This is a genomic window from Streptosporangium jomthongense (assembly GCF_042650425.1).
Classification (GTDB): Bacteria; Actinomycetota; Actinomycetes; order Streptosporangiales; family Streptosporangiaceae; genus Streptosporangium.
On record NZ_JBHSBC010000019.1, the window covers coordinates 32,922 to 56,669 of the forward strand.

Genomic DNA, 23,748 nt, shown 5'->3' on the forward strand with positions numbered 1-23,748 from the left:
TGAGGGCAGTGTCACATCATCCCAGGTTGGGGGTATTGGTCGCGATACTCGCCGTGACCGCCCTCGCGGTCACCACAGGTGCGATCTTCCTCGTCCTGAGCCCGGCCGACTCCCCGGCGCAGGTCCGTACGGAGACCTCCGACCTCCGGCGGGACACGACCGTGCGGGACCTGGCCAGGCTCGCCCCGCAGGCCGACCTCACCCAGGCGAGCCCGCCCCCCGCCACCCCGGCTCCGGTGGTCGCGGCGACCGGCGGGCCGGGGATCACCCTCACCCCGCCCCGGCTGTTCGTGGTCTCCCAGTCGACGCTTCCCGAACGCACCAAACAGGACATCGCCCGGCTCGGGCACGTCCAGAAGGTCGACTCCTTCGACGGGGGAGCGGTACGGGTCTCCGGCGCCGCGCTCAACCTGCTCGCGGTCGAACCGGCCCGTTTCCGCGCCTGGGCGCCCAAGGCCGTGGCCGACCAGCCGAGGGTCTGGGAGGCGCTGAACAGAGGGGAGCTCATCGCCGACAGCGCCGCGGTCCGGCGGCTCGGGCTGGTCCTCGGCGCCAGGTACCAGGTGGACTCCGGACCGGCGCTGCGGGTCGCCGCCTCGGCGTCCTTCGGCCTGCCCGGGGTCGACGGCCTGGTCGGCGCCGAGACGGGACGGCGGCTCGGCCTGCTGCCCGGGGTGGCGCTGCTGGTCAACGGCCCGGAGAAGGCGGTCGCCGCGATGGACGCCGGGGTGCGCAAGCTCCTCGGCTCCGGCGCCCAGGTGGTCGTCGTCGGCGGGAGCCGTACGGCCAGGAAGACAGAGGTGAAGGCCGAGCAGGTGCGGGAACGGGCGCCTACCGGCAACAGGGCCACGGTCGGGCGGCCGGGCAGCTATCTGGAGCTGTACCGCAAGGCGGCCACCGTCTGCCCAGGTCTCTCGTGGACGGTGCTGGCGGCCATCGGCCAGGTGGAGAGCTCACACGGGCGCAACAACGGCCCCTCCTCGGCCGGAGCCCTCGGCCCGATGCAGTTCATGCCCGCCACCTGGAAGGCCTACGGCGTGGACGGGGACGGCGACGGCGTCGCCGACATCTGGAGTCCCTACGACGCCGTGCCCGGCGCGGCCAACTACCTGTGCGCGAACGGCGCAGGACAGGGCGGCAAGAAGCTGGCGAAGGCCGTGTGGTTCTACAACCACTCCACGGCCTACGTCAACAAGGTCCTGTCCGTGGCCCAGGCCTACGCCCGCGCCTACCCGTGACGGCGGGGCGGGGCCGGACAGCAGGTGGCCGCGCACGGGACGGGCTCGGGCTCGGCGAGCAGTTCGCCGACCATCGCGACGAACCGGGGATGGGTGCCCGCGGTCGCCGCCCTGGCCAGCGGGAGACCGAGCCCGGCGGCCGTCTGGGCGGCCTCGACGTCGAGGTCGTAGACGACCTCCATGTGGTCGGAGACGAAACCGATCGGCACCAGGACGACCGCCGGGGCGTCGACCTTCTGCAGGTGATCGCAGACGTCGGGCTCCAGCCACGGCACGTGCGCGGGGCCGCTGCGGCTCTGCCAGACCAGGTCCCACTCCCGCTCGCCGCCCAGCCCGGCGACGACCGCGGCGGCGGCCCGGCGTAGCTGTGCCTCGTACTGCCCGCCGCCGGGCCCGGCCGTCCTGGCCATCGAGACGGGGACGCTGTGCGCGGTGAAGACCAGGCGCGCGGCGTCCCGGTGCTCGGCGGGCAGCCGATCGAGGGCCTGGCGGGTGTGGTCGACCATCGCCGCGACGAACCCCGGGTGGTCGAAGTAGTGCCTGAGCTTGACGACCTCGGGGGCGCCCTCGACCGCCGCCCTGGCCAGGGCGATGTCGTCGAGGTACTGCCTGCACGCGGAGTAGGAGGCGTAGGCCGAGGTGACGAAGGCGGCGGCCCTGCGCACGCCGTCGGCGGCCATCCGCCGCAGCGTGTCCTCAAGGTAGGGATGCCAGTTGCGGTTGCCCCAGTAGACCGGCACGTCGACGGTCGGCTCGACGGCGGCGATCAGGTCGCGGCACTGCTGGTTGATCGGGCTGCGCCCCCCGAAGCGCTGGTAGTGCGCCTCTACCTCCAGCAGCCGCTCACGCGGGACTCCCCGGCCCCGCACCACGTTCTCCAGGAACGGCATGACGTCGCCGGGCTTCTCAGGCCCTCCGAACGAGACGACGAGCAGCGCGTCGTAAGTCCCCATGACTCTCATCAAACCGCATGGCGGGGAATCCTCCCGCATCGCCGCGCATCATCGCGCCGGGGGGAGCCGAGTGGTATGGAAAGTGGCCTCCCGGCGGGAGTGATCGAAGAAGAGGCGCAGGGTAGGTTCCAAGCGTGACCCCATTTAGCGACATCCGCGATTATGTCGGTGTACCCCGGGTGACTTCCCTGCGGCTTTCCCCCGACGGGACTCGCCTGGTGAGCGTGGTCCAGGCACTCAACCCCGACGGAAAGTCCTACGGCACGTCCCTGTGGGAGATCCCTCTCGACGGGCGTGAGCCGTACCGGTTGACCCGGTCGGTGAAAGGCGAGACAGGAGCGGAGTTCACGGCCGGCGGCGATCTGCTCTTCTGCTCCCGCCGCCCCGACCCGACGGTCAAGGAGACCGAGGAGGGGGTCCCCGCGCTCTGGCTGCTGCCGCGCGCGGGAGGAGAGGCGAGGCAGGTCGCCTCGCGGCCCGGCGGTGTGGCGGGGTTCGCCACCGCGGGCGGGAACGTGGTCTTCGGCTCCGACGTGCTGCCCGGAGACGAGGCGACCGAGGCGGAGCGGCGCAAGGCGCGCAAGGACAACGGGGTGAGCGCGATCCTGCACGAGGACCTGCTGGTGCGCCACTGGGACCACGACCTCGGGCCGGGTGAGGTCAGGCTGTTCGCCGGGGCGCTCGGGCAGGAGCGGCTGACCGGGACCATGGACCTCACCCCGCAGCCGGGCAAGAGCCTGGCCCTCGCCTCGTGGGACCTCACCCCGGACGGCGCGACCGTCGTGACGAGCTGGACGGTCCCCCTGCCCGGCGGGGAACTCGGCTCCCATCTGGTGGCGATCGACGTGGCGGACGGCACCCGCAGGGTCCTGGCCGAGCAGGACGGTCACGACCTCGGGGAACCCGTCGTCTCGCCGGACGGGCGCCTGGTCGCGTGCGTGCGCGAGGTACGGGGCTCGACGGACGTGCCCGTGGAGAGCGTCCTGTGGATCGTGGACATGGCCACGGGGGAGGGGCACGTCGCGGGCCGCTTCGAGAGCCACCTCCTGTGGCCGGTCGACTTCGTGTGGGCGCCCGACTCCCGGACGCTGTACCTGGCCGCCGACCATCAGGGGCGCCGCCCGATCTTCCGCGTCCCCGCCGACGGCTCCGAGGCGGTACGGCTCACCGCCGACGACGGCGCCTACCTGTCGCTCCAGGCCGCGCCCGACGGCTCGGTCTACGCGCTGCGCGGCGCCGTGGACAGCCCGGCCGTCCCGGTCCACGTCACCGTGGACGGCACGGTCGGGACGCTGCCCTCCCCGGCCCCCCGTCTCGAACTTCCCGGGACCCTGACCGAGGTCAGCGCGACCACCGACGACGGCGAGACCGTCAGGGCCTGGCTGGTGCTGCCCGAGGGCGCCTCGGCGCAGAGCCCGGCGCCCCTCCTGCTGTGGATACACGGCGGCCCGCTGTCGAGCTGGAACGACTGGTCGTGGCGGTGGAACCCGTGGATCATGGCGCAGAACGGCTACGCGGTGCTGCTGCCCGACCCGTGCCTGTCCACCGGTTACGGCCTTGAGGCGATCCGGCGGGGCTGGGCCGACTGGGGGCCGCGCACGTACGCCGACCTGATGGCGATCACCGACGCCGCGCTCGAACTGCCCGAACTCGACGCCTCGCGGACCGCCGCGATGGGCGGTTCGTTCGGCGGTTACATGGCCAACTGGATCGCCGGGCACACCGACCGGTTCAAGGCGATCGTCACCCACGCCTCGCTGTGGAACCTGGAGCAGTTCATCGGCACGACCGACGCCGCCGTCTACTTCCAGCGCGAGTTCGGGCCCCCGGGCGGGCAGCCGTACCGGGACCTGTCGCCGCACCTGTCGCTGGAGCGGATCTCCACGCCCATGCTGGTCGTCCACGGCGACAAGGACTACCGGGTGCCGATCGGTGAGGCCCTGCGCCTGTGGTGGGACCTGCGGCGCTCGGAGGTCGAGTCGAAGTTCCTGTACTTCCCCGACGAGAACCACTGGGTGCTCAAACCGGGCAACGCCGTGGTCTGGTACGAGACCGTGCTCGCGTTTCTTTACCGGTACCTCAAGCCTAGCTATGGTCCTCCGAAGCTCTCAGGCACCTTTGACCTGGGAAGTCTCACCCCGGATGACTCACAGTAACTTCCTCGCGCCACCTGAGGGCGACTAGTCCTGATCAGGACTAGTCGCCCTTTCAGCCTCAGAAAGTACGAAACTTCCCATGCCGGGCTCAGTCCTAACGAGTCTGTCTGCCCGTAGTGCCCTGTGAACCTTCTGGCCTGTCGCAGTGGCTATGCCGTAGGTGGCTTGAAGTTGCAGCACGGACGGCACTTGGTCGCCAGGCGCAAGTTCGCCTGACTCAATCCGACCTCTGATGAGTTCGTAGATCTGTACCCATCGGGGGATACCGGGCTTCCACTGGAAGTCTTGATCACTCACACGACCAAGCTAGGTAGGGGATACCTACCTAACCAAGATGTCGCATGCCTAGCTTGCTATAGCACGGTGTACTACTATCGCTGGCATGACTTCTAACTCAGTAGGGGAACGGAAGATCTTCTTAGTACTTGAGGGCAAGAAGGTCAGCGTTCCGGCAAATGAGCCAATCGTCTACTTTGCAGAGGCATACACCGATACCTCGACTCCCTACCCGTCACATGTCTATGTAAGTGCTCACCAGGATGCAGCATGGAAATTTCTGAGAGAAACCATCGCTAACGGTGGATACGGACATGTCATCGTTTACGACGTTACGCTTATCGCCAGGCCACAGCGCCTCAAGTGCATCGGTCGTATCGACTCTCCGACGCAGGATCCGGTAATCCCATGACAGTAACCACCTTTGACATCGAGGCTTTGAACCAGGAGCAGCTACGGGGAAGCAGATGCGTTGTCTGCAAATCTGACTGGATAATCGAGGCTAACTCTGGACGTGGAGGGAGGGTCAAGAAGAAGTCTGTCGGATACGGTCCTAGCGGAAAACCTCTCTACATGTGTTGGTACCACAAGCCGTAATCTCTCTTCTCTATTACCTTCTAAGAAGCTACTAAGAGCCACTGCTTAAGAGCAGTGGCTCTTTTGGTATCTCAAGGCGGGTGCGCACGGGACAGTCATGATCCAATTAGCTTGCCCTCTGCGAGCCTGAGAGCTACGGAGACAAGATCATCTCTCTTCGTGACAGCAGGGGGACGGTGGAGACGCGACACGCGATTGTCCTGGTCACTGGCCGGTTTCCTGCCGCCTTCTCGCCAGTCGCCATGCGGCAGGGAAAGGGGCTTGCCCCGGGGCAGCCCTGAGCTATAGTCTCTCTATATCTCGGTTTGATAACAGGGATCATGATCCTGATTGCTAGAGCACATCAAACCACTCTTTAACTAAGACACTCACAAAAAACACTAATCAAAATCCCGTGGTGTCTTCTTAAGAGGGGTAGATTGTGCATTTTCCGCTTTTTGTAGCTGAGGTTTTGAGCGACGCTCCCTCGCTATCGCAAAGCCAGATATCTAAACTGCGCACGTTATTTAGATTTGACGATGAGCCCCTAGAAGAGGTGCCCGAGGAGGTGCCCAATGCGGCTTGAGGATGTTTTTGCTCCCATAGGGGGAATCGTAAGCCCTTTCGGAAAGCAGCTTACTCCATTCAGAGTAACTAACAAGACAAGCAATCGCTTAGACGCCATCGCCCATGAGTGCGAGGTTAAGAAGGTGGAAGTTATCCGATTTGCGCTTGCCTATGCGCTTGAAAATGCCGACTGGGAAGATCTAGCAAACATGAGAACAATGTATCAGGAGATTAAGAGATCCTATTAGCAACCTCAAAAGCCCAAAGGCCCGCACTGAGGGCTTCAGTGCGGGCCACTGTCCGCCGGTTGAATCAAGGCCACCGACAGAAAGGAGAAGCGGTATGGGTGTACCGAGAGGGAATTTAAGTGTCGGATGCCAGCAATGTCAAGCTGAAAGCAGCGATCAAATGGTCAGTATGTAGGGGGTACCACGTTTTTCCCTATGACCATGTGACCGGTAAGGCTCACATCCGGTACCGGACAGGGCAAGATTCGGCCACTACCGACTATGAGCAGATACTCAAGTGGTGGAACAGGTGGCCAGATGCGGGAGTAACGGCAGACCTCAAGAAGTCTCACTATGTGACTGTGGATGTGGATGGAAAGGATGGGAAACCAGGTTACGCGAGTCTCGAAAAATGGGAATCTGAGTACGGCCTGTTATCTCGTGAAACTGAACATCACAAGTCACGCAGCGGAGAGGGAGAGCATCTAACGTATGTTATCCCTGAGAGGTACAGAGGACATCAGCTTACTAACAGGATTAGCCCTAACGGGTATCCCGGATTAGATTTCGTCCTCAACACTCTGCATCTGCCGACTAGTGAAGAGTCGGTTATCAATGACATGGATCCCGTAGAAGCGCCTGAGTTCCTTATGGAGTGGCTTGTAAGCCAACCTAAGGCCGACAAGCCATCCACTGTCCAGGTTGAGAAGCCGACTAACCATGATCGACTTAGCGAGGAACGCAAAGCCTTCTGTGATTCTGAAACGGACAAGGTGATCAGATGCGAGGTAGCAGAGTTGAAGGAAGCTCTACGGGGAGACGCATGGAATCAACCTTGCTATAACTTCGCTACCCGCATCTATGAGCTTGCTTACCGATACCCAGAATCCTATGTGGGACCTGCTGAGGCAGACTCCCTAATCGATAAACACTGGCCTACTCCTGATGGCGGCAACTGGAGTGTTGCCAACGTAGAGAAGACTAGGAACTCTGCTAGAGAGACAGTTCGCAAGAAACTAAGCACAGAAGGGTATCTAGCCTTCAAAGCTGGTGAGCTGGATTTCGCGTCGATAGGAGATTTGCGAAAGGAAGTCTACCGGCAAGAGCTGAGGTCAGCTTTTGTCAATGACCGAGAACTGGGGGACATCGAAGAACGGACATTTCTATGGGAAGACAGGATTGTTGCTGATTCCTTCTGTCTTCTACAGGGCGACGGTGGGGCCGGAAAGGGAAGCTTCACGGTGTGGGTGATGTCTGAATTATCGCATGGCCGGTTACCTGGTGCCCACTACGGAAAACCTACAAAGAGTTGTTTCGTCTCCTCAGAGGATAGTTACAAGCAAGACGTTAAGCCACGCTTGAAAGCACAAGGGTACCGGGAGGGGTTCATAGAGTTCATTGATAGGGAGAGGATGAAGACAGACGGCACTCTGCTACTGACTGACATGAAGTCGGAAGTCCTAATAGAAGAGTGTGCTAGGCGCAAGTGTCGCGTTCTGGTCTTAGACCCTGTTGGAGACTTCTTCCCTGATGAACTTAACCCGGACAACCGGAAAGACGTTCGTAAGGTCCTAAGACACTTACAGGACTTAGGGGCAAGACATGGCGTGACGGTTATAGGCATCATCCATGAGAACAAGAGCAATACAGGGTCAGCAGCAGACAAGGGGGGAGGGACTAAAGCTTTCCGAGACGTTGCTAGGTCCGGATTTCGTCTAGCTGTTGGGAAGAATAAAGACGGCGAAGAAGTCAGAACGGCTAGCCATCTGAAAAGCAACTACTCGGCGCTACAGAACAGCTTTATCTATCACATCGAAGAAGCATGGGTTGCTAAGGACAACGGAGAGAGGGTCAAGACTTCCAAGTTCGTCTTGGGGCCATCCACTGAGGAGACGGCAGATGACATTGCAGAGTCCCAGACCATGAGCCGTGCAGAACGCAGCTTCGCAAACAAGGAGACCGTTAAGGCAAAAATAGCTCTCCTCAAGAAGCTTCTAGAAGCTGGGGAAGAAGGTATAGAACCTAGTGACGGAAAGTTGCTAGCAGAAGCTTTAGGGGTCAGTACTTCGACTATGAGGCAGAAGGCATTAGGCGAGTTAATCAATGACGGCATAGCAGAGAACACGGGGTCACGAGGCAAGGCCGGTAAGTGGAGGCTTCTAGATAAGAGGAAGGCTGAACACTACCTACGGGAAGTTGATAGCCACATGTCTAAGGACTTAGGAATCCCTATGTAGTCTCGCCTCCTTGCGGCCATCGAGACAGGCACGTAGGACCGTGTCATTTATCCTTTGGCATTTGCTACACGGGGTAGCCATCCAAAAGATACGGCGGACCAATGACACTGAGATGGGGGAGTCCTGCATTCCCCTGACCTGCAAAGATAAAAAATAAAATGATTTTCCTATGCCTAGGGGGCACCTGTCATGATCGGTTAGGGGGTACAGAGCGTGAGGGGAAATGAGACTAGAGGTAATGAGACCGGAGGTAATGACACGGCAGACACGGCCTAGCTTCCCTCAGCCGCAGCCTCAAGTGACAACCTCTTGAGGTTGCTAAGTCGCGTAAGACTTAACCAATAGATCCAAGAGCAGCACTAGTGTTCAGGTATCGAGTACAACCAGTGATTAGCACGGGGTATGACGAACACGATTACCTCTCTGTCCCATGCTCAACAGGTCCTACGCTCTGAGATTTTGGACCATTAAGAGTGAGATTCCTTTGTTCCGCTCTTCTTAAGAGGCAGCAACAGTAGGTGTCTACGGCCATCGGCTCCATGGTCAGCCACAGGCGAAGTCGGCAGGGAGAAGGGAGAGCCTTAGCAAGGCATACGAGCTATGAGCAGCGAGAAGACCAAGGAGGGGTAGGGGGAGGGAGTCTGACGGAAGATGAGGGGTCTCCTGTTCGAACCCGCCCAAGAAAATTTCCACACACAGACCCGAACAAAAATCGATCATGGCTAGGGAAAGGAGGGGGGTTAATGGGTTCTGGGCGACCTAGGAAACTTCCTGTCAGCAATGGAGGTAGTCAGGCGTGGAAGGAACTGCGTTTAGAGATTCTTATCCGTGATGGCTACACATGCCAACACTGTGGGATTGGAGTTCAGGAGGGGGATGGTTCTGCACACCTTGACCACATCATTCCAAGGGTGGAAGGCGGGAGCACTACTCCAGATAATCTCAGAATTCTATGTAGGACCTGCAACACGACTAAGGGAGCTATGGAAGGTGCTAAGAACGCTCTAGCCAAGAGGGCGCTAAAGACATCAGAAGCTGAGGGGGCAGAGAAAGTATTTGTCCCTACCGAGGGAAACCCCGAGCCGGGAGTTTGGACGTTCTAATGAATGATGACATTTTCGGGGAAGTTCTTAAGGGCCAATGCAACCCTGCTAGGAAGAGATTGGACCCAACTAGAGATGAGTTGGCTATTCCGCTTGAGTATCTAGCCGTAGGCATCTCGGGAATGACGGATAGTGAATTAAGGGAAGCTCATAGGGTGACGTGCTTCGTAAGAAGCCAGCTCTTAGACGTTAACTATCTAGCGAACTTCTTGCAGACCATATCCTTTGAGATTGAGAACGCTTTGAAGACGAGGAAAATCAAGTATGAGGGCATGGCAAAGAGGCTTCCCGGTAGCTGGGAGGAAGCCGTTTCAACTCTCCCCCTTGAAGATATAGAGATCGAAACTCTAACACCATTGGATGAATCTCTCTTGCTTGACAGGAGCGATTGTTTGTGATATAACCGTAATCAACGGAACGGCCTTTGAGGTTTCTTCGACCCCTTACTCAAAGGCCGTTCCTTAGTCCTTTCCCTTATTGCGTTCGGACGTACGGGCATCCAATCCGGAGTAAGTCCCGAGGAAGCCTAGCTAGGCTTTGCGAAGCGACTAAGGGACTTCTTTCTAGTTAGGAGTCTCTTAATGAGTCGTCATGCTGACATCCTTTCCAGGATGGAAGAAATCACAGTCGAGATTGAACGTCTCGGAAAACATCAGAACCTCACCCGTTCCCAGGAACGTAAGTACAACCAACTTTCGGCGGAGTTCGAAGGACTCGACACTGAGCGACGCCAGTTAGAGCGTAATGCAGATATTGAGAATCTGAGGAACCTCTATCAGTCGGGACAGGTAAAGATCGAACGCGGTGTTCCCGGCAATGGCTTAGGCGGGTTTGGTGATATGTCGAGTGCTAACGGTTCTGTGAGGGACAAGGCTCTTAGGGCCATTGAGCGTGTGCAGGGTTGCCCTGATGACGCTAAGCACCGTGCCTTTAAGGTCTTGGATACGGCTAAGGGTGCGGAGCTTTCCAGCTTCGCACGGTGGGCCGTAGTCGCTAGCGATGCCCATTATGAGCGAGCTATGGCTAAGATCTTCCGTGACCCTGTTAACGGGCACCGTGAATGGAGCGATGAGGAACTTAGGGCTTTCCAGCAGGTTCAGGAGTACCGGGCTATGTCGCTGGGTTCTGATACTGCTGGGGGCTACCTAGTCCCCTTCACTCTTGACCCTTCCATCATCCTGACCAATTCGGGTACCTCTAATCCTCTGCGTCTAATCTCTCGGGTTGAGACCACTGCAACGGACTCTTGGAATGGAGTGACAAGCGCTGGTGTCGTAGCCCATTGGGATGCCGAGAACGTAGAGACGACAGACGATAGCCCGACTCTTGGTCAGCCTTCTATCCCGGTGCGTAAGGCAACAGCCTTTGTAGCTGCCTCCCTTGAGGTGACTATGGATTCCGACCTTGGTCGGCAACTAGCCGGGGTCTTTGTTGACGCTTTCGACAACATCGAAGGACAGGCATTCACTACAGGATCGGGATCGGGACAGCCCAAGGGAGTAGTCACCGCTGTTAATGCCGTCTCTGGTTCTGTCATCACGGATGCCACTAACGCCATTGCTGCTAGTCAGGCTTTCAACATGCAAAGCGTTCTTCCGGCTAGATGGCGTCCTAGGGCTCAGTGGATGGCGAACCTGAGCATTATGAATATGTTCCGGTTGCTTCCTCAAGCGGCTGGACTCAACTATCCGATGGTGGATGACTCGACTTACCCACCTAAGATGCTTGGTTGGAACTTCCGGGAAAACTCCCATATGGATGGGACGTTAGGCGCTGGGGCGGACAACGTCCTCTTGGCTGGCGATTTCACGCAGTTCTGCATTGTTGACCGGGTTGGAACTACAGTCGAATTTATTCCGCACATCTTCGGTTCGAACGGTAGGCCAACCGGAACTAGGGGTTGGTATGCGTATAAGAGGACAGGGTCAGATGTCCTTGTTCCCGATGCGTTCCGGCTTCTCAATCTGAACGGCTAAACGAAGAAGGCCCGTACCTCTTAGTGAGGTACGGGCCTTCTTCGTGTTCCTACTGTTCGTTGACCCACTTAACTTTGACTCTCGCTTTGAGCATGTTGTCTATCTGCTCATCGGTCTTGTGTTGTCCGGGGACGGTTGTCTTCAGTATTCGGATGGATTCAATCAGGGTGCGGACTACATCTTTTTTGGCTGGAATGTCAAGTCGGTTCCATCGGGTACGGATGATCTGTAGGTTTCCCTGCGCATCCTTAGTAAGGTCCTCGATGCATTGAGGAAGTGTTACGGGCCTAAGAGCCTTCTCTATCTCTTCTATGCGGGGAAGGATCCGTTCCTCTTCTTGGCTCAAGGCCAGAAGTGAGAGCTTTTTTCTAGAGCGTAGATCTAGGGCTGTCTGGTGATCTGCTCTGAGTTCTTCTAGTTCTGCGTAAAGATCTTTATTGTCTCGTGTTGTTAGCTGCTCAAGCACGTCGCCTTTGGCGAGCCGGTTGCAGATGGCCTCGCCGATGGCTGCATCTACCCAATCCATTCGGATGGTTACGCATCCTGTCGCCGCGTAGCACTTATACCTATCAGGACCTTCTCTGCCACCCATACGGGTTAAGTACTCATTGCATACCCCGCACCTTCCCAAGAAGGCTAGTAGGTACTTAGCTCTACCTGGCTTAGTGGTCTTACGTTCGGGATCCTTAATAAGGTTGTTGGCTTTCCAGAAGAGTTCCTCAAAACCTTCGTCTTCTACGATCGGTGGCCATGTTGCATCTACTAGCCCCCGCTTGCCTATGTAGGCTTCATTAGTGCAAATCTTGCGAACCATCGCAGGCGACCACTGGGGTTTCCCCTGGGATCTAGGGTGAGGCTTAAGCCCCTGAGCTACCGAGGGGCTATCAATTCCCCTGAGATTCAAATCCTTGGCGATGGCTGATACAGGTTCGGACCTAGCCACGCGCCTAATGATCTCGTGAACTATAGGTGCTAGTTCAGGTACCGGGACGCGAATCTTCGCCCTGTGGTTAGTGGGATCCACTTCGATGGCGTAGCCGTAAGGTGGGCGGGAGTGCGGTCTTCCTTGTTGCCTGTTGGCTTCCATGGCGCGCTTAACCCGCTCTGATGTCTTCTCTGTCTCGTCTTCCGAGTCTACGCCTTCTTCAATAAGCGTCTTGCGGTCTCGTCTTTGCGTGGGGTCGTATGTGCGGCCATGGCTCGTGACATGTATTAAGACCTTGTTGTCTCGGCAAGTGTCCACCAATAGGACCCATTCCGAAAGCTTGCGCCATGCTCGGGAGGTTTCCCAGATGAGAAGAACGTCTAGCTGCCCTGAGTTAAGTTCTTTTTCGAGTGCAAGCCAGTCGGGACGCTCTTTGGTGGAGTAGCGAGATGCCGACAGGTCGTTGTCTCGGTACATCCGCGTAGGTGGTAGATCCCAGTGGTTAGACTGAGCTGCACGGAGATTTAGGGCGTCCTGTTCTTCTACTGAACGTTCATCGTGTTTCTTGCCTTTTGAGTCTGATCTTCTCGCGTAGGAGGCTGCCCGCATGGCAGTAGGTTACAGGTACCGGAGAGGAAACGTGACCGTGCTCGCCTTCCTCGCCCAGCACGTCCTCGGCAGGGAGTGGAAGCGACCGGAGTCGCTGTCGTGACGCGCGGCGGGCCGCCGGCCGGGGAGGACGCGAGGCTTCTCGCCCGGCTGGCCGAGGAGATCTCCAGGGAGGCGGGGGAGATGCTCCTGGCCAAGCGGCCCGCCAGGCCCGAGGTCCTGGCGACCAAGTCCAGCCCGACGGACGTGGTGACCGCGCTCGACCAGGCCGCCGAGGAGTTGATCCGCGACCGGATCAGGCGGACCAGGCCGGGCGACGCGATCCTCGGTGAGGAGGGCGGCTCGACCGGCGAGGGCCGGGTCCGCTGGATCGTCGACCCGATCGACGGAACCGTCAACTTCATGTACGGCCTGCCCGAGTGGGCGGTGAGCGTCGGCGTCGAGGTGGACGGTGAGGTCGTCGCCGGGGTGGTCAACGTCGTGCCCAGGGGCGAGGTGTTCACCGCGGTCAAAGGCGAGGGAGCCTGGCTGGCCGGGGAACGGCTGCGCTGCACCACGGGCGTGTCACTCGACCGGGCCCTGATCGCCACCGGGTTCGGCTACGGGGCCGGACGGCGCGCGGTCCAGGCGCGGGTGCTCGCCCACGTGCTGCCGCGGGTGCGCGACATCCGCAGGGGCGGCTCGGCCGCCTCGGACCTGTGCTCGGTCGCCGCCGGGCGGGTCGACGGCTACTACGAGCGCGGCCCGCAGTACTGGGACCACGCGGCGGGCGGCCTCATCGCCGCGGAGGCGGGGGCCAGGATCGGCGGTCTGGGGGGCAGACGGCCCAACCCGGACCTGACGATCTGCGCGGCGCCCGGTCTCTTCGAGGAACTGCACGATCTGCTGGCACCGCTGGACCCGGAACGCGACGATTGACGGGCCCGGGACCCGTCCGGAGCACGAACAGGCCCCCCGGGCAGGGCGTCGGGGGGCCTGTTCGCTCAGCGCTGGACGGGGACGACGCCGTTGTCCGTTGCCAGACGGCGGAGATCCTCGATCTCGGCGGTGAAGGTGTCGGCGAGGTAGTGGTCGCCCGCGGACCTGGCTTCCTGCAGGTTTTTGTAAGCCTGGTCGAGGCGGTGTTCGATCGTGGTGGTGAACTCGCCCATCTCACCTTCTTTCTCACGGGGGCTGAAGGATTGGGCTGGCGGGGGACTGGGTTTTGAGCTCTACCCACGCCGATGGGATGGCTAAACCTATATGTGTCTTACATCACGGATTGTTCGTATGGTGAGACCGGCCTTACCCCCGTCTTACGCGGGGTATGGCGACAATGAAAAGTCGCTGCCGCGGGTTTCGCGGATCTTTCACGGGAGGTAGCAGAGGTCGTGCGCGTGCTTGTGGTTGAGGACGAGCGGGTGCTCGCCGACGCGATCGCCACCGGGCTCCGGCGCGAGGCCATGGCCGTCGACGTCGCCTACGACGGCGCCGGCGCGCTCGAACGGACCGGATACGTCGACTACGACGTGATCGTCCTGGACCGGGACCTGCCCAAGGTCCACGGCGACGAGGTCTGTCGCCGCCTGGTCGCCGACAGGACCGCGTCGCGGATCCTGATGCTCACCGCCTCAGGCGACGTCGACGACAGGGTGGAGGGGCTGGGGCTCGGCGCCGACGACTACCTCGCCAAGCCGTTCGCCTTCGTCGAACTCGTCGCGCGGGTGCGGGCGCTCGGCCGCCGCTCCGCCCCGGCGCTGCCCCCCGTTTTGGAGCGCTCCGGGGTCCGTCTCGACCCGGGCAAGCGGCTGGTCACCAGGGACGGCGAGGAGATCGCCCTCACCAAGAAGGAGTTCGCGGTCCTTGAGGAGCTGATGCGCGCCGAGGGCGCGGTCGTCAGCCAGGAGGACCTGCTCGACAAGGCGTGGGACGAGAACATCGACCCCTTCACCAACGTGGTGCGCGTCACGATGATGACCCTGAGGAAGAAACTGGGTGAGCCTCAGGTGATCGAGACGGTGCCCGGGGTGGGATACAAGCTGTGAGCGCGGGCGAGGGCGCGGGGAAGGGCCGCTTCGCGGACGGCCCCGCCGAGGAGGCGGGGCAGGGGGTGCCGACCCACCCCATGATCAGTCCGCACTCCGAGCGGAGCGCGAGGAACGGCGGGCGCCAGGCCACCGTGACGCCGGTCCGCGTCCAGGCGCCCCCGCCGACCGGGCCGCCCGCCTGGGACGGGCCGCCCCCGCCCGGTGACACCTCGCTCTCGCCGACCCCGCTGGAACGGCTGCACACGACGGTCAGCAGGATCAGCATCCGCTGGCGCCTGACCATCACCTACGGCGTGCTGTTCTTCATCGCCGGGGTTCTGCTGCTGTTCGTCATCTACATGATGGTCGGCTGGGCGATCGAGTCGGCGTGGCCGAGGGCGGTCACCGACGACATGCCCCAGGACCTCGCGGTCCAGGTCCAGCAGTGGTGGAACTCCAACCTGCACCTGGCGGTCACCGGGGCGCGCAAGGCCCTGCTGACCAGGTCGGTTCCCGCGCTGGCCGGGGTCGGCATCCTGGCGATCATCATCGGCTATCTCGTCGCCGACCGGGCGCTCAGGCCGATCCAGCAGATGACCACGACCGCGCGCAGGCTCTCCGACAGCACCCTCGCCCACGAGCGGATCGACCTCGAAGGCCCCGACGACGAGCTCAAGGAGCTGGCCGACACCTTCGACGCGATGCTGACCAGGCTCAACGTGGCCTTCGACACCCAGCGGAGGTTCGTGGCCAACGCCTCGCACGAGCTGCGCACCCCCCTGACCATCAACCGGACCGTCCTGGAGATCGCGCTGGGCGACCCGCAGGCCTCGGAGGACCTCAAGGCGCTCGGCCGTACGCTGCTTGAGGTCAACGCGCGCAACGAGCGGCTCATCGAGGGGCTGCTGCTGCTGGCGCGCAGCGAGCGGGAGCTGAGCGTGCGCAAGCCGGTGGACGTGAAGGACGTCGCGGAGACCGCGGTCGAGCAGCTCGTCCCGCGCGCCAAGGAGGCCGGGGTCGTCGTGACCACCGAGCTGCAGAGCGCCGAGACGGTCGGCGATCCGGTGCTCCTGGAACGCTGCGTCTCCAACCTGGTCGAGAACGCCATCAAGCACAATCTCCCCGAAGAGGGACGCGTGTGGGTGCGCACGGGAATTGTTGAGGGGGCCCTCGTCGTTCAGGTGGCCAACACGGGACCGCACGTGCCCGCCTACGAGGTGAACAGCCTGTTCGAGCCGTTCCGGAGGCTCAACGCCGAACGGATCGACTCCTCAAAGGGGGCCGGGCTCGGGCTGTCCATCGTTCGCGCGGTCGTGCGTGCTCACGGGGGCAACGTGGCCGCCGTTCCCAGGGACGGAGGAGGCCTCGTGGTGACGGTGAGACTTCAGTCGCGCTGATCCGGCGGGGGGCGTCTCGTTCACGCCGTACATGTGGTTGGATGTGCCGTCGAACACGGTGGTGCATGCCGCCAATGTTGTGGTTTACGCCATATTTGGCTAACCACGCCCATTGGTGGGAGGTCCCTCACGTGTGGGGAGGTTCATCGGCCATTCCGACGGGGTACCGAAGCAGGAATCTATCTGGCGGATCGGGCACAAGTTGGGCCTCTCAAGCGTTACACACGCGCGAACGAGCGCAAACGGATCACAAGCGCGGACAGATAGATAGATGAGGGGGATGGAGCAGACCGATGGCTACCGACTACGACAGCCCACGCAAGACTGACGACGACCTCGGCGAGGACAGTCTTCAGGAACTGCAGGCCCGCCGTACCGACAAGTCCTCGGGCAGTATCGACATCGACGAGACGGACCTCGCCGAGTCGCTTGAACTGCCGGGCGCGGACTTGTCCAACGAGGAGCTCTCGCTCAGGGTGATTCCTCGCCAGGCCGACGAGTTCACCTGCGCGCGGTGCTTCCTCGTGCACCACCGCAGTCAGCTCGCCACCGAGAGGAACGGCCAGCAGATCTGCAAGGAGTGCGCGGCCTGACGATATTCCGACGGCCGTCCGAGGTCGTCCTCCCGACGACGGGAAGGACGCCGGGACAGCCCTGAGGAGGTTCCGCGACATGACGTCAGAGAACAAACAGACCGGTGCGAAGCCGGGCGACTCCATCGCCGGGGAGTCGGCCGGCGCACCCGCGAACGAGGACCGCGCGGCGAACGGGCGAACCGAGCCCGCGGGCACGCGGGAGCACCGGCCGGGCCCGGCCGAGGGCGCCGGGGGCGCCGGGAGCACGGCCGAGGGAACGGCCGACGGGGCGAACGACCAGGAGATGGCCGAGCTCGTCGGAAAACTCATCGAGCCGGAAGGGCTCGCGGGCACCGAGCGGCGACGGCTGCTCGGCCGCCTGACCACACTCCTGGCCAGAGGGTCGAGGAGGGCCAAGGCGACGGGGGTCGGCCGGGGCCGCTGGCTGGCCGAGGTGTTCACCGCCGTCGCCCCTCGCATTCCCATCCGAGATCTGGCCACCCTCTCCGAGCACCACCACGGCCTGACCTCCGAGGCCCTCGCCGACGATCTCGTGCGGACGGCCGCCAAGGCGACCATGACGGTCGGCGCCATCGGTGGCGCGCTGGCCGCGGCCGAGTTCGTCACCCCGCCCCTGCTGCTGTCCGCCCCCGCCCAGCTCGTCGCCGAGACCCTGGTGGTCGCCGCGATCGAGGTCAAGCTGCTCGCCGAGCTCCACGAGGTTTACGGGGTACGGGTGCCGGGAACAGGGGCCCAGCGTGCGATGGTCTTCGTGGCCGCCTGGTCCAGGCAGCGCGGCGTCGACCCGCTGTCGCCCGCCACGGTCGGCATCGCGCTCGGCGCGGCGGCCAAGACGGCGCTGCGCAACAGGCTGCTGCGCACCCTCGGCCGCCATCTGACCACCCTCGGCCCCTTCCTCACGGGCGCCGTCGCAGGTGGGGCCCTCAATCGCGCCGCCACAAGAAGGCTCGCGGAGGCGGTCAGGGGTGATCTAAGAATTAGTGGGGCGCTTCCACCCGGTAAGTCATAGAAACGCCTGAATTGGGTAGTTGTTAGGAGTAGTCCGACTACCTGGAGGATTTTGTGCAGGGCCGCAGCTCGTTTCTGATCGTCGCAAACCGCCTCCCCGTCGACCGTGTGGGTGACGACATGTGGCGGCGCAGCCCCGGCGGCCTGGTCACCGCGATCGCTCCCGTCCTTCAGCGACGTGAGGGCGCGTGGATCGGCTGGCACGGCGCCCCCGGTGAGTATCTCGACCCCTTCGAACACGACGGCATGCACCTCATCCCCGTGCCGCTGTCGGAGTCGGAGGTCGAGCTCTACTACGAGGGCTTCTCTAACACCACCCTGTGGCCCCTCTATCACGACGTGGTGGCACCCCCGGTCTACTCCCGCGTCATGTGGGAGGCCTACCGGACGGTCAACGAGCGTTTCGCCAGGGCCGCCGCGGAGGAGGCGGCCGAGAACGCGGTCGTGTGGATCCAGGACTACCAGCTGCAGCTGGTCCCGGCCCTGCTCCGCAGACTCCGTCCAGACCTGCGCATCGGGTTCTTCCTGCACATCCCGTTCCCACCGGTCGAGTTGTTCTCCCAGCTGCCCTGGCGAAGGGAGATCGTCGAGGGGCTCCTCGGCGCCGACATGGTCGGCTTCCAGCGCCCCGGCGGCGCGTCGAACTTCATCCGGCTGTGCCGCCGGCTGCTCGGCCTCCAGCACCACAAGAACGAGATCTACGTAGAGGACCGGGTGGTGCGGGCCGCGGCCTTCCCCATCTCGGTCGACTTCGGGGAGCTCGACTCGCTGGTGCGCGAACCGCACATCACCGAGCGGGCCAAGGAGATCCGCGCCGAGCTCGGCGACCCCGAGTGCCTGCTGCTCGGCGTCGACCGGCTCGACTACACCAAGGGCATCGGCCAGCGCCTGAAGGCCTTCGGCGAACTCCTGTCCGAGGGTTCGATCAAACCGGGGGAGGCGGCCTTCGTGCAGATCGCGACCCCCAGCCGGGAGCGGGTCGAGGAGTACATGCGCCTGCGCGACTCGATCGAGCTCCAGGTCGGCCGGATCAACGGAGAGCAGGGCGAACTCGGCCAGCAGCCGGTGCAGTACATGCACCAGTCCTACGGCCGGGAGGAGCTGGCCGCGCTCTACCTGGCGGCCGACGTGATGGTGGTCACCCCGCTGCGCGACGGCATGAACCTCGTCGCCAAGGAGTACATCGCCTGCCGCAACGACCTGCGCGGGGCCCTGGTGCTCAGCGAGTTCGCCGGGGCGGCCGACGAACTGCGGCAGGCGTTCATGGTCAACCCCTACGACGTGGACGGCCTCAAACGGACGATGCTCGCCGCGATGCGGGCCACGCCGCACGACCTGTCACGCCGGATGCGCTCACTGCGCAGGAGGGTCGCGACCTACGACGTGGATCGCTGGGCCAAGGAGTTCCTCGCCTCGCTCGAATCCTGACCCGGAACGCACGGCGCCGCGCCCCGTCCCCGCCTGACCGGCGGGCGGCGGGGCACGGCCGGGTCAGAGCGAGATCTCCTTGGCCGCCCCCCGCAGGGACTTCCACGCGTCGTAGCGCTTCCTGGCGGTGCGGGCGACCACGATCTGCGCCACCTGCATGCCGACCCCCATCACCACGGCGTAACCGATCGCCTCGCCCATGCTGATGTCCAGCGACTCGTTGTCCGCGGGCGGCTTCTTGCCGGTCGTCTTCTCCCAGGCGAACCCGATGACCTTCCGCGCGGCCCAGGCGGTCGCCAGCCCCGCGAGGCCGCCGATGACCCGCCACGCCAGATCCTGCTTCTCGGACTTGTCGGCCATGTGGCCCCCTCCCCGCTGTTTTCGCTTCGCACGAGAACACTAGTCTCCTCCGTCACGAGGGCACACGACGCCATACCAGACGCCATACCATAGGGAGGCATGACACCACAGCGACCGCGCCATGCGCCCATGCCCGAGAAGCCTTCTCTCGACGGGCTGGAAGCCGTATGGTCGGCCCGCTGGGAGGCCGAGGGCACCTATCGCTTCGACAGGACGCGCACCCGGCCGGAGATCTACTCCATCGACACCCCGCCGCCGACCGTCTCCGGGTCCCTGCACGTCGGACACGTCTTCTCCTACACCCACACCGACACGATCGCCCGCTTCCAGCGCATGCGCGGGCGGGAGGTCTTCTATCCCATGGGGTGGGACGACAACGGCCTGCCGACCGAGCGTAGGGTGCAGAACCACTTCGGTGTGCGCTGCGACCCGTCCGTCCCCTACGACCCCGCCTTCCAGCCCCCGGCCAAGCCGGACGCCAAACGCCAGATCCCCGTCTCCCGCGGCAACTTCATCGAGCTGTGCGAACGGCTCACCATCGAGGACGAGAAGGTCTTCGAGGAGCTCTGGCGCAGGCTCGGCCTCTCGGTCGACTGGTCGCTGACCTACGCGACCGTCGACGGCCTGGCGCGCGCCGCCTCCCAGCGCGCCTTCCTGCGCAACCTCGCCCGCGGCGAGGCCTACCTGTCCCAGGCCCCCACCCTGTGGGATGTGACCTTCCGTACGGCCGTCGCCCAGGCCGAGCTTGAGGACAGGCCGTGGCCCGGGGCCTTCCACCGTGTCGCCTTCACCCCGGCCGGAGGGGCGGGGGAGCGGGTCTGGGTCGAGACGACCCGGCCCGAGCTGCTGCCCGCCTGCGTCGCGCTGGTCGCCCACCCCGACGACGAGCGCTACCGTCCGCTGTTCGGCACCACGGTCACCACGCCGCTGTTCGGCGTCGAGGTGCCGGTGCTCGCCCACCGCCTTGCCGAACCGGACAAGGGCTCGGGCATCGCCATGATCTGCACCTTCGGCGACGTCACCGACGTCGTCTGGTGGCGCGAGCTGGACCTGCCGACCCGGGCCGTCGTCGGCAGGGACGGCAGGATGCTGCCCGAGGCACCTCCCGGCGTGCCCGCCGAGCCGTACGGCGAGCTGGCGGGCAGGACCGTGCACGGCGCCCGCGAGCGGATCGTCGAGCTGCTGCGCGCCCGGGGCGACATGGAGGGCGAGCCCAGGCCGGTCAACCGCCCGGTGAAGTTCTACGAGAAGGGTGACCGGCCGCTGGAGATCGTCACCACCCGGCAGTGGTACATCCGCAACGGCGGGCGGGACCAGACCCTCAGGAAGGCGCTGCTGGCCCGCGGCGAGGAGCTGTCCTGGCATCCGCCGCACATGAAGGTCCGCTACGACAACTGGGTCGAGGGCCTGTCCGGTGACTGGCTGATCTCCAGGCAGCGCTTCTTCGGCGTGCCGATCCCGCTGTGGTACCCGCTGGACGAGACGGGGGAGCCCGACCTCTCCTCGCCGATCGTGCCGCCGGAGTCGGCGCTGCCGATGGACCCCGCCTCCGACGCGCCGCCCGGATACACCGAGGAGCAGCGTGGCAGGCCGGGCGGCTTCGCCGGCGACCCGGACGTCATGGACACCTGGGCGACCTCCTCACTCACCCCGCAGATCGCGGGCGGCTGGGAGCGCGACGAGGACCTGTTCGCGCGGGTCTTCCCGATGGACCTGCGCCCGCAGGCCCACGAGATCATCCGCACCTGGCTGTTCTCGACCGTGGTCAGGGCGCACCTGGAGGAGGGCACCCTGCCCTGGCGCGACATCGCGATCTCCGGATGGATCCTCGACCCCGACCGCAAGAAGATGTCCAAGTCGGCGGGAAACGTGATCACCCCGCTCGGGCTGCTCGAACAGCACGGCTCCGACGCGGTCCGCTACTGGGCGGCCTGCGGGCGGCCCGGTACGGACACCACCTTCGACACGGGCCAGATCAAGATCGGCCGCAGGCTGGCGATCAAGATCCTGAACGCCTCCAGGTTCGTGCTGGGGCTCGGGAAGGACGGTGGCGAGGTCACCGAGCCGATCGACCTGTCGATGCTGGCCAGGCTCGCCGAGGTGGTCGAGGAGACGACGAGGGCCTTCGAGGCCTACGACTACGCCCGCGCGCTCGAAAGGACCGAACGGTTCTTCTGGGAGTTCTGCGACGACTACCTGGAACTGGTCAAGCTCAGGGCCTACGGGGACGACCCGGCGGCCGGGTCGGCGCACGCCGCGCTGCGCCGGGCGCTGGACGTCATGCTCAGGCTGTTCGCCCCGTTCCTGCCCTTCGTCACCGAGGAGGTCTGGTCCTGGTGGCGTGAGGGCTCGGTGCACCGCGCCGCCTGGCCCCAGGCGCACGGCCTGGCCGAGAGGGAGGGGGACAGGGGGCTGCTCCCCGCGGTGGCCGGGGTCCTCCACCACGTCCGCAAGGCCAAGTCGGACGCCAAACTGTCGATGCGCGCCGAGGTCACCCGGCTGACCGTCGCCGGAGGTCCCGCGGGCCTGGTGCGCCAGGCGCAGGACGACCTGTGCGGCGCGGGCGTCGTCGAGGAGTTCGTGCTCACCGAGGGCGACGGCGACCTGCTTGTCGAGGTCACCCTCGTCTGAGTCCCCGGCCGCACGCGAATCTTCCCTTGCCGTCCCGGGCTCCTGCCGTACGGTCGAGACACGAGCAGGTGAGGAGGAGGACATGATCCCGGGTTGCGGCAACTGTGACTGTTACCTCGACGACAGGGTGATCACCCGGCCGCCGGGAGAGCGTTGATCCACCCGCCGTGGGGCCCGCCGGGCCCCACGGCCTTCTTACGGTCCGGTGCCGCGGCTTTGCGTGTTGGGCCGATAACCATGCGCGTCACAGGCCGTGGCATGACAGTCTGGAAGGGTGATCTCCGATCGGGAACGCCTGACGAACCTCGTGCCGCGCACCTTGCTGCGAGTGGCGGTCTGGTGCCTCTGCCTGATCGTCATCGGCTGGGCGGTCTTCTACTTCGCGCAGTTCATCGCGACACTGCACATCGTGGTCCTGCCGGTGGCCATCGCGCTGCTGCTGACCGCGCTGCTGTTCCCGGTGACCCGCAGGCTCAGGGCGGTCGGCGTCCGCCCCATATACGCCACCTGGATCACGATGCTGGTGGCCTTCGGGGTGCTGGGCGGCACGGGCTGGTTCATCGGCCTGCGGGCCAACGACGAGTTCCCCGGCCTGGTCGACCAGGTGCGCGCCACCTCGAAGACCGTCGAGCAGTGGCTCTACACCGGCCCCCTGCACCTGCAGCCCAACCAGCTGACCTCCTGGATCGACGAGATCACCACCCAGATCACCGCGCAACGCAACCAGATCACCCAGACCGTGCTCACCGGCGCGACGGTCGCCTTCGAGGTGCTCGCCTCCATCGTGCTGCTGATGTTCGTCACCTTCTTCCTGCTGAAGGACGGCGACCGCATCTGGAGCTGGTTCCTGAAGGGCTTCGGCTCGGCGGCGCCCCGGGTGGACAAGGCGGGCCGTACGGCCTGGGTGACCCTGTCGCACTACGTGCAGGGCACCGTGGCGGTGGCCGCCGTGCACGGCGTGGTCATGGGCATCGTGCTCGCCGGGATGGGTGTGCCGCTCTGGGCTCCGCTCGCGGTGATGATCTTCCTGGCCAGCTTCATCCCGATCGTCGGCATCTTCTTCGCCGGAGGCGTCGCGACCCTGGTCACCCTGGGGGCGAAGGGCCCGATCTACGCTCTGATCTTCCTCGGCATCCTGATCGTCGAGCAGCAGCTGGAGAACCACGTCCTGCAGCCGCTGATCGTCGGCAGGGCGCTGAGCTTCCACCCGTTGGCGATCATCCTGGTGCTGGCCGTCGGCGGCATCCTGGCGGGCATCGCCGGGGCGGCGGTCGCGGTCCCGGTCGCCGCCGTCATCTACCGGGCGATCCCCGAACTCATGGCCGACCCGCCGATCGCCCTGCCCGCGGCGCCGGAGCACCCGCCACCGGCGGACGAGCCGGGGGAGGAACGGGGAGACGAGCCGGAGGGTGCCGAGACGGCGACTCCGGGGCCGGACTCCGCCGTGAATGAGGAGTCCGCCCAGCACAACGGGTAACG

21 protein-coding genes are annotated in these 23,748 nt (G+C 63.7%); 16 read left to right on the forward strand and 5 right to left on the reverse strand.

The window, feature by feature from the left end:
• Positions 1 to 26 precede the first annotated feature (26 nt).
• A complete protein-coding gene (locus ACFOYY_RS19215; protein WP_352016180.1) occupies positions 27 to 1,238 on the forward strand; it encodes a lytic transglycosylase domain-containing protein in 1,212 nt (403 codons plus the stop codon).
• On the opposite strand, the gene ACFOYY_RS19220 is transcribed toward ACFOYY_RS19215, so the two are convergent.
• A complete protein-coding gene (locus tag ACFOYY_RS19220) occupies positions 1,229 to 2,191 on the reverse strand; it encodes a ferrochelatase (RefSeq protein WP_352016179.1) in 963 nt (320 codons plus the stop codon). The genes ACFOYY_RS19215 and ACFOYY_RS19220 overlap by 10 nt on opposite strands.
• Positions 2,192 to 2,325: 134 nt before the next feature.
• Here ACFOYY_RS19220 and ACFOYY_RS19225 point away from each other — a divergent pair, with 134 nt between their 5' ends.
• Positions 2,326 to 4,347 (forward strand): S9 family peptidase, encoded by a 2,022-nt coding sequence (locus ACFOYY_RS19225; protein ID WP_386190463.1) that lies wholly within the window; start codon positions 2,326 to 2,328, stop codon positions 4,345 to 4,347.
• Between the two features lie 24 nt (positions 4,348 to 4,371).
• Here ACFOYY_RS19225 and ACFOYY_RS19230 read toward each other — a convergent pair whose 3' ends face one another.
• Positions 4,372 to 4,644 carry a GntR family transcriptional regulator gene (locus tag ACFOYY_RS19230; RefSeq protein ID WP_386190464.1) on the reverse strand — a complete coding sequence of 91 codons (273 nt, stop codon included), beginning with the start codon at positions 4,642 to 4,644 and terminating at the stop codon, positions 4,372 to 4,374.
• Between the two features lie 85 nt (positions 4,645 to 4,729).
• On the opposite strand from ACFOYY_RS19230, the gene ACFOYY_RS19235 reads away from it, so the two are divergent.
• The 6 genes from ACFOYY_RS19235 to ACFOYY_RS19260 all read left to right on the forward strand — a co-directional run bounded on the left by ACFOYY_RS19235 (position 4,730) and on the right by ACFOYY_RS19260 (position 11,309).
• The gene (locus ACFOYY_RS19235; RefSeq protein ID WP_386190465.1) at positions 4,730 to 5,035 is read left to right on the forward strand and encodes a hypothetical protein; all 306 of its coding nucleotides are present in this window, start codon (positions 4,730 to 4,732) and stop codon (positions 5,033 to 5,035) included.
• A 739-nt stretch (positions 5,036 to 5,774) separates the two neighbouring features.
• A complete protein-coding gene (locus tag ACFOYY_RS19240) occupies positions 5,775 to 6,014 on the forward strand; it encodes a hypothetical protein (RefSeq protein WP_386190466.1) in 240 nt (79 codons plus the stop codon).
• A gap of 119 nt (positions 6,015 to 6,133) precedes the next feature.
• Positions 6,134 to 8,230, forward strand: coding sequence for an AAA family ATPase (locus ACFOYY_RS19245; protein WP_386190467.1), 2,097 nt, complete (start codon positions 6,134 to 6,136; stop codon positions 8,228 to 8,230).
• Positions 8,231 to 8,973: 743 nt separating this feature from the next.
• The gene (locus ACFOYY_RS19250) at positions 8,974 to 9,333 is read left to right on the forward strand and encodes an HNH endonuclease (RefSeq protein WP_386190468.1); all 360 of its coding nucleotides are present in this window, start codon (positions 8,974 to 8,976) and stop codon (positions 9,331 to 9,333) included.
• A complete protein-coding gene (locus ACFOYY_RS19255) occupies positions 9,333 to 9,731 on the forward strand; it encodes a hypothetical protein (protein WP_386190469.1) in 399 nt (132 codons plus the stop codon). The genes ACFOYY_RS19250 and ACFOYY_RS19255 overlap by 1 nt, the downstream gene beginning before the upstream one ends.
• A gap of 213 nt (positions 9,732 to 9,944) precedes the next feature.
• Positions 9,945 to 11,309 (forward strand): phage major capsid protein, encoded by a 1,365-nt coding sequence (locus ACFOYY_RS19260; protein WP_386190470.1) that lies wholly within the window; start codon positions 9,945 to 9,947, stop codon positions 11,307 to 11,309.
• A gap of 49 nt (positions 11,310 to 11,358) precedes the next feature.
• Here ACFOYY_RS19260 and ACFOYY_RS19265 read toward each other — a convergent pair whose 3' ends face one another.
• Entirely contained in the window at positions 11,359 to 12,843 is a 1,485-nt protein-coding gene (locus tag ACFOYY_RS19265; protein WP_386190471.1) for a recombinase family protein, read from the reverse strand.
• Positions 12,844 to 12,942: 99 nt separating this feature from the next.
• On the opposite strand from ACFOYY_RS19265, the gene ACFOYY_RS19270 reads away from it, so the two are divergent.
• On the forward strand, positions 12,943 to 13,761 hold the full coding sequence (locus ACFOYY_RS19270; protein ID WP_362911626.1) for an inositol monophosphatase family protein: 819 nt from the start codon (positions 12,943 to 12,945) through the stop codon (positions 13,759 to 13,761).
• A gap of 65 nt (positions 13,762 to 13,826) precedes the next feature.
• Here ACFOYY_RS19270 and ACFOYY_RS19275 read toward each other — a convergent pair whose 3' ends face one another.
• On the reverse strand, positions 13,827 to 13,994 hold the full coding sequence (locus tag ACFOYY_RS19275; protein ID WP_184715807.1) for a hypothetical protein: 168 nt from the start codon (positions 13,992 to 13,994) through the stop codon (positions 13,827 to 13,829).
• A gap of 219 nt (positions 13,995 to 14,213) precedes the next feature.
• Between ACFOYY_RS19275 and ACFOYY_RS19280 the strand changes: the two genes are divergently transcribed.
• From ACFOYY_RS19280 to ACFOYY_RS19300, 5 genes are all read left to right on the forward strand, one after another.
• Positions 14,214 to 14,867 carry a response regulator transcription factor gene (locus ACFOYY_RS19280; protein ID WP_184715809.1) on the forward strand — a complete coding sequence of 218 codons (654 nt, stop codon included), beginning with the start codon at positions 14,214 to 14,216 and terminating at the stop codon, positions 14,865 to 14,867.
• An 80-nt stretch (positions 14,868 to 14,947) separates the two neighbouring features.
• A complete protein-coding gene (locus ACFOYY_RS19285) occupies positions 14,948 to 16,246 on the forward strand; it encodes a sensor histidine kinase (protein ID WP_386190631.1) in 1,299 nt (432 codons plus the stop codon).
• A 293-nt stretch (positions 16,247 to 16,539) separates the two neighbouring features.
• Positions 16,540 to 16,839, forward strand: coding sequence for a DUF4193 domain-containing protein (locus tag ACFOYY_RS19290; RefSeq protein WP_184715811.1), 300 nt, complete (start codon positions 16,540 to 16,542; stop codon positions 16,837 to 16,839).
• A 79-nt stretch (positions 16,840 to 16,918) separates the two neighbouring features.
• Positions 16,919 to 17,851, forward strand: coding sequence for a hypothetical protein (locus ACFOYY_RS19295; protein ID WP_386190472.1), 933 nt, complete (start codon positions 16,919 to 16,921; stop codon positions 17,849 to 17,851).
• 53 nt (positions 17,852 to 17,904) lie between these two features.
• Positions 17,905 to 19,278 (forward strand): alpha,alpha-trehalose-phosphate synthase (UDP-forming), encoded by a 1,374-nt coding sequence (locus ACFOYY_RS19300; RefSeq protein ID WP_352016174.1) that lies wholly within the window; start codon positions 17,905 to 17,907, stop codon positions 19,276 to 19,278.
• Positions 19,279 to 19,341: 63 nt separating this feature from the next.
• Here the strand turns inward: ACFOYY_RS19300 and ACFOYY_RS19305 are convergent, their stop codons facing one another.
• On the reverse strand, positions 19,342 to 19,638 hold the full coding sequence (locus ACFOYY_RS19305) for a DUF4235 domain-containing protein (RefSeq protein WP_352016173.1): 297 nt from the start codon (positions 19,636 to 19,638) through the stop codon (positions 19,342 to 19,344).
• A gap of 129 nt (positions 19,639 to 19,767) precedes the next feature.
• Between ACFOYY_RS19305 and valS the strand changes: the two genes are divergently transcribed.
• Together valS and ACFOYY_RS19315 are read left to right on the forward strand one after the other, a co-directional pair.
• The gene (gene valS, locus ACFOYY_RS19310; protein WP_386190473.1) at positions 19,768 to 22,269 is read left to right on the forward strand and encodes a valine--tRNA ligase; all 2,502 of its coding nucleotides are present in this window, start codon (positions 19,768 to 19,770) and stop codon (positions 22,267 to 22,269) included.
• A 274-nt stretch (positions 22,270 to 22,543) separates the two neighbouring features.
• Positions 22,544 to 23,746, forward strand: a complete 1,203-nt coding sequence (locus ACFOYY_RS19315) for an AI-2E family transporter (protein WP_386190474.1) — start codon at positions 22,544 to 22,546, stop codon at positions 23,744 to 23,746.
• Positions 23,747 to 23,748: the final 2 nt, after the last annotated feature.

Bases quoted from the DNA above. Each gene is read 5' to 3' on its own strand.
- ACFOYY_RS19220 (WP_352016179.1), bottom strand. From the start codon at position 2,191: ATGGGGACTTACGACGCGCTGCTCGTCGTCTCGTTCGGAGGGCCTGAG.
- valS (WP_386190473.1), top strand. From the start codon at position 19,768: ATGCCCGAGAAGCCTTCTCTCGACGGGCTGGAAGCCGTATGGTCGGCC.
- ACFOYY_RS19260 (WP_386190470.1), top strand. From the start codon at position 9,945: ATGGAAGAAATCACAGTCGAGATTGAACGTCTCGGAAAACATCAGAAC.
- ACFOYY_RS19295 (WP_386190472.1), top strand. From the start codon at position 16,919: ATGACGTCAGAGAACAAACAGACCGGTGCGAAGCCGGGCGACTCCATC.
- ACFOYY_RS19265 (WP_386190471.1), bottom strand. From the start codon at position 12,843: ATGCGGGCAGCCTCCTACGCGAGAAGATCAGACTCAAAAGGCAAGAAA.
- ACFOYY_RS19240 (WP_386190466.1), top strand. From the start codon at position 5,775: ATGCGGCTTGAGGATGTTTTTGCTCCCATAGGGGGAATCGTAAGCCCT.
- ACFOYY_RS19255 (WP_386190469.1), top strand. From the start codon at position 9,333: ATGAATGATGACATTTTCGGGGAAGTTCTTAAGGGCCAATGCAACCCT.
- ACFOYY_RS19250 (WP_386190468.1), top strand. From the start codon at position 8,974: ATGGGTTCTGGGCGACCTAGGAAACTTCCTGTCAGCAATGGAGGTAGT.
- ACFOYY_RS19305 (WP_352016173.1), bottom strand. From the start codon at position 19,638: ATGGCCGACAAGTCCGAGAAGCAGGATCTGGCGTGGCGGGTCATCGGC.
- ACFOYY_RS19285 (WP_386190631.1), top strand. From the start codon at position 14,948: ATGATCAGTCCGCACTCCGAGCGGAGCGCGAGGAACGGCGGGCGCCAG.
- ACFOYY_RS19235 (WP_386190465.1), top strand. From the start codon at position 4,730: ATGACTTCTAACTCAGTAGGGGAACGGAAGATCTTCTTAGTACTTGAG.
- ACFOYY_RS19275 (WP_184715807.1), bottom strand. From the start codon at position 13,994: ATGGGCGAGTTCACCACCACGATCGAACACCGCCTCGACCAGGCTTAC.
- ACFOYY_RS19290 (WP_184715811.1), top strand. From the start codon at position 16,540: ATGGCTACCGACTACGACAGCCCACGCAAGACTGACGACGACCTCGGC.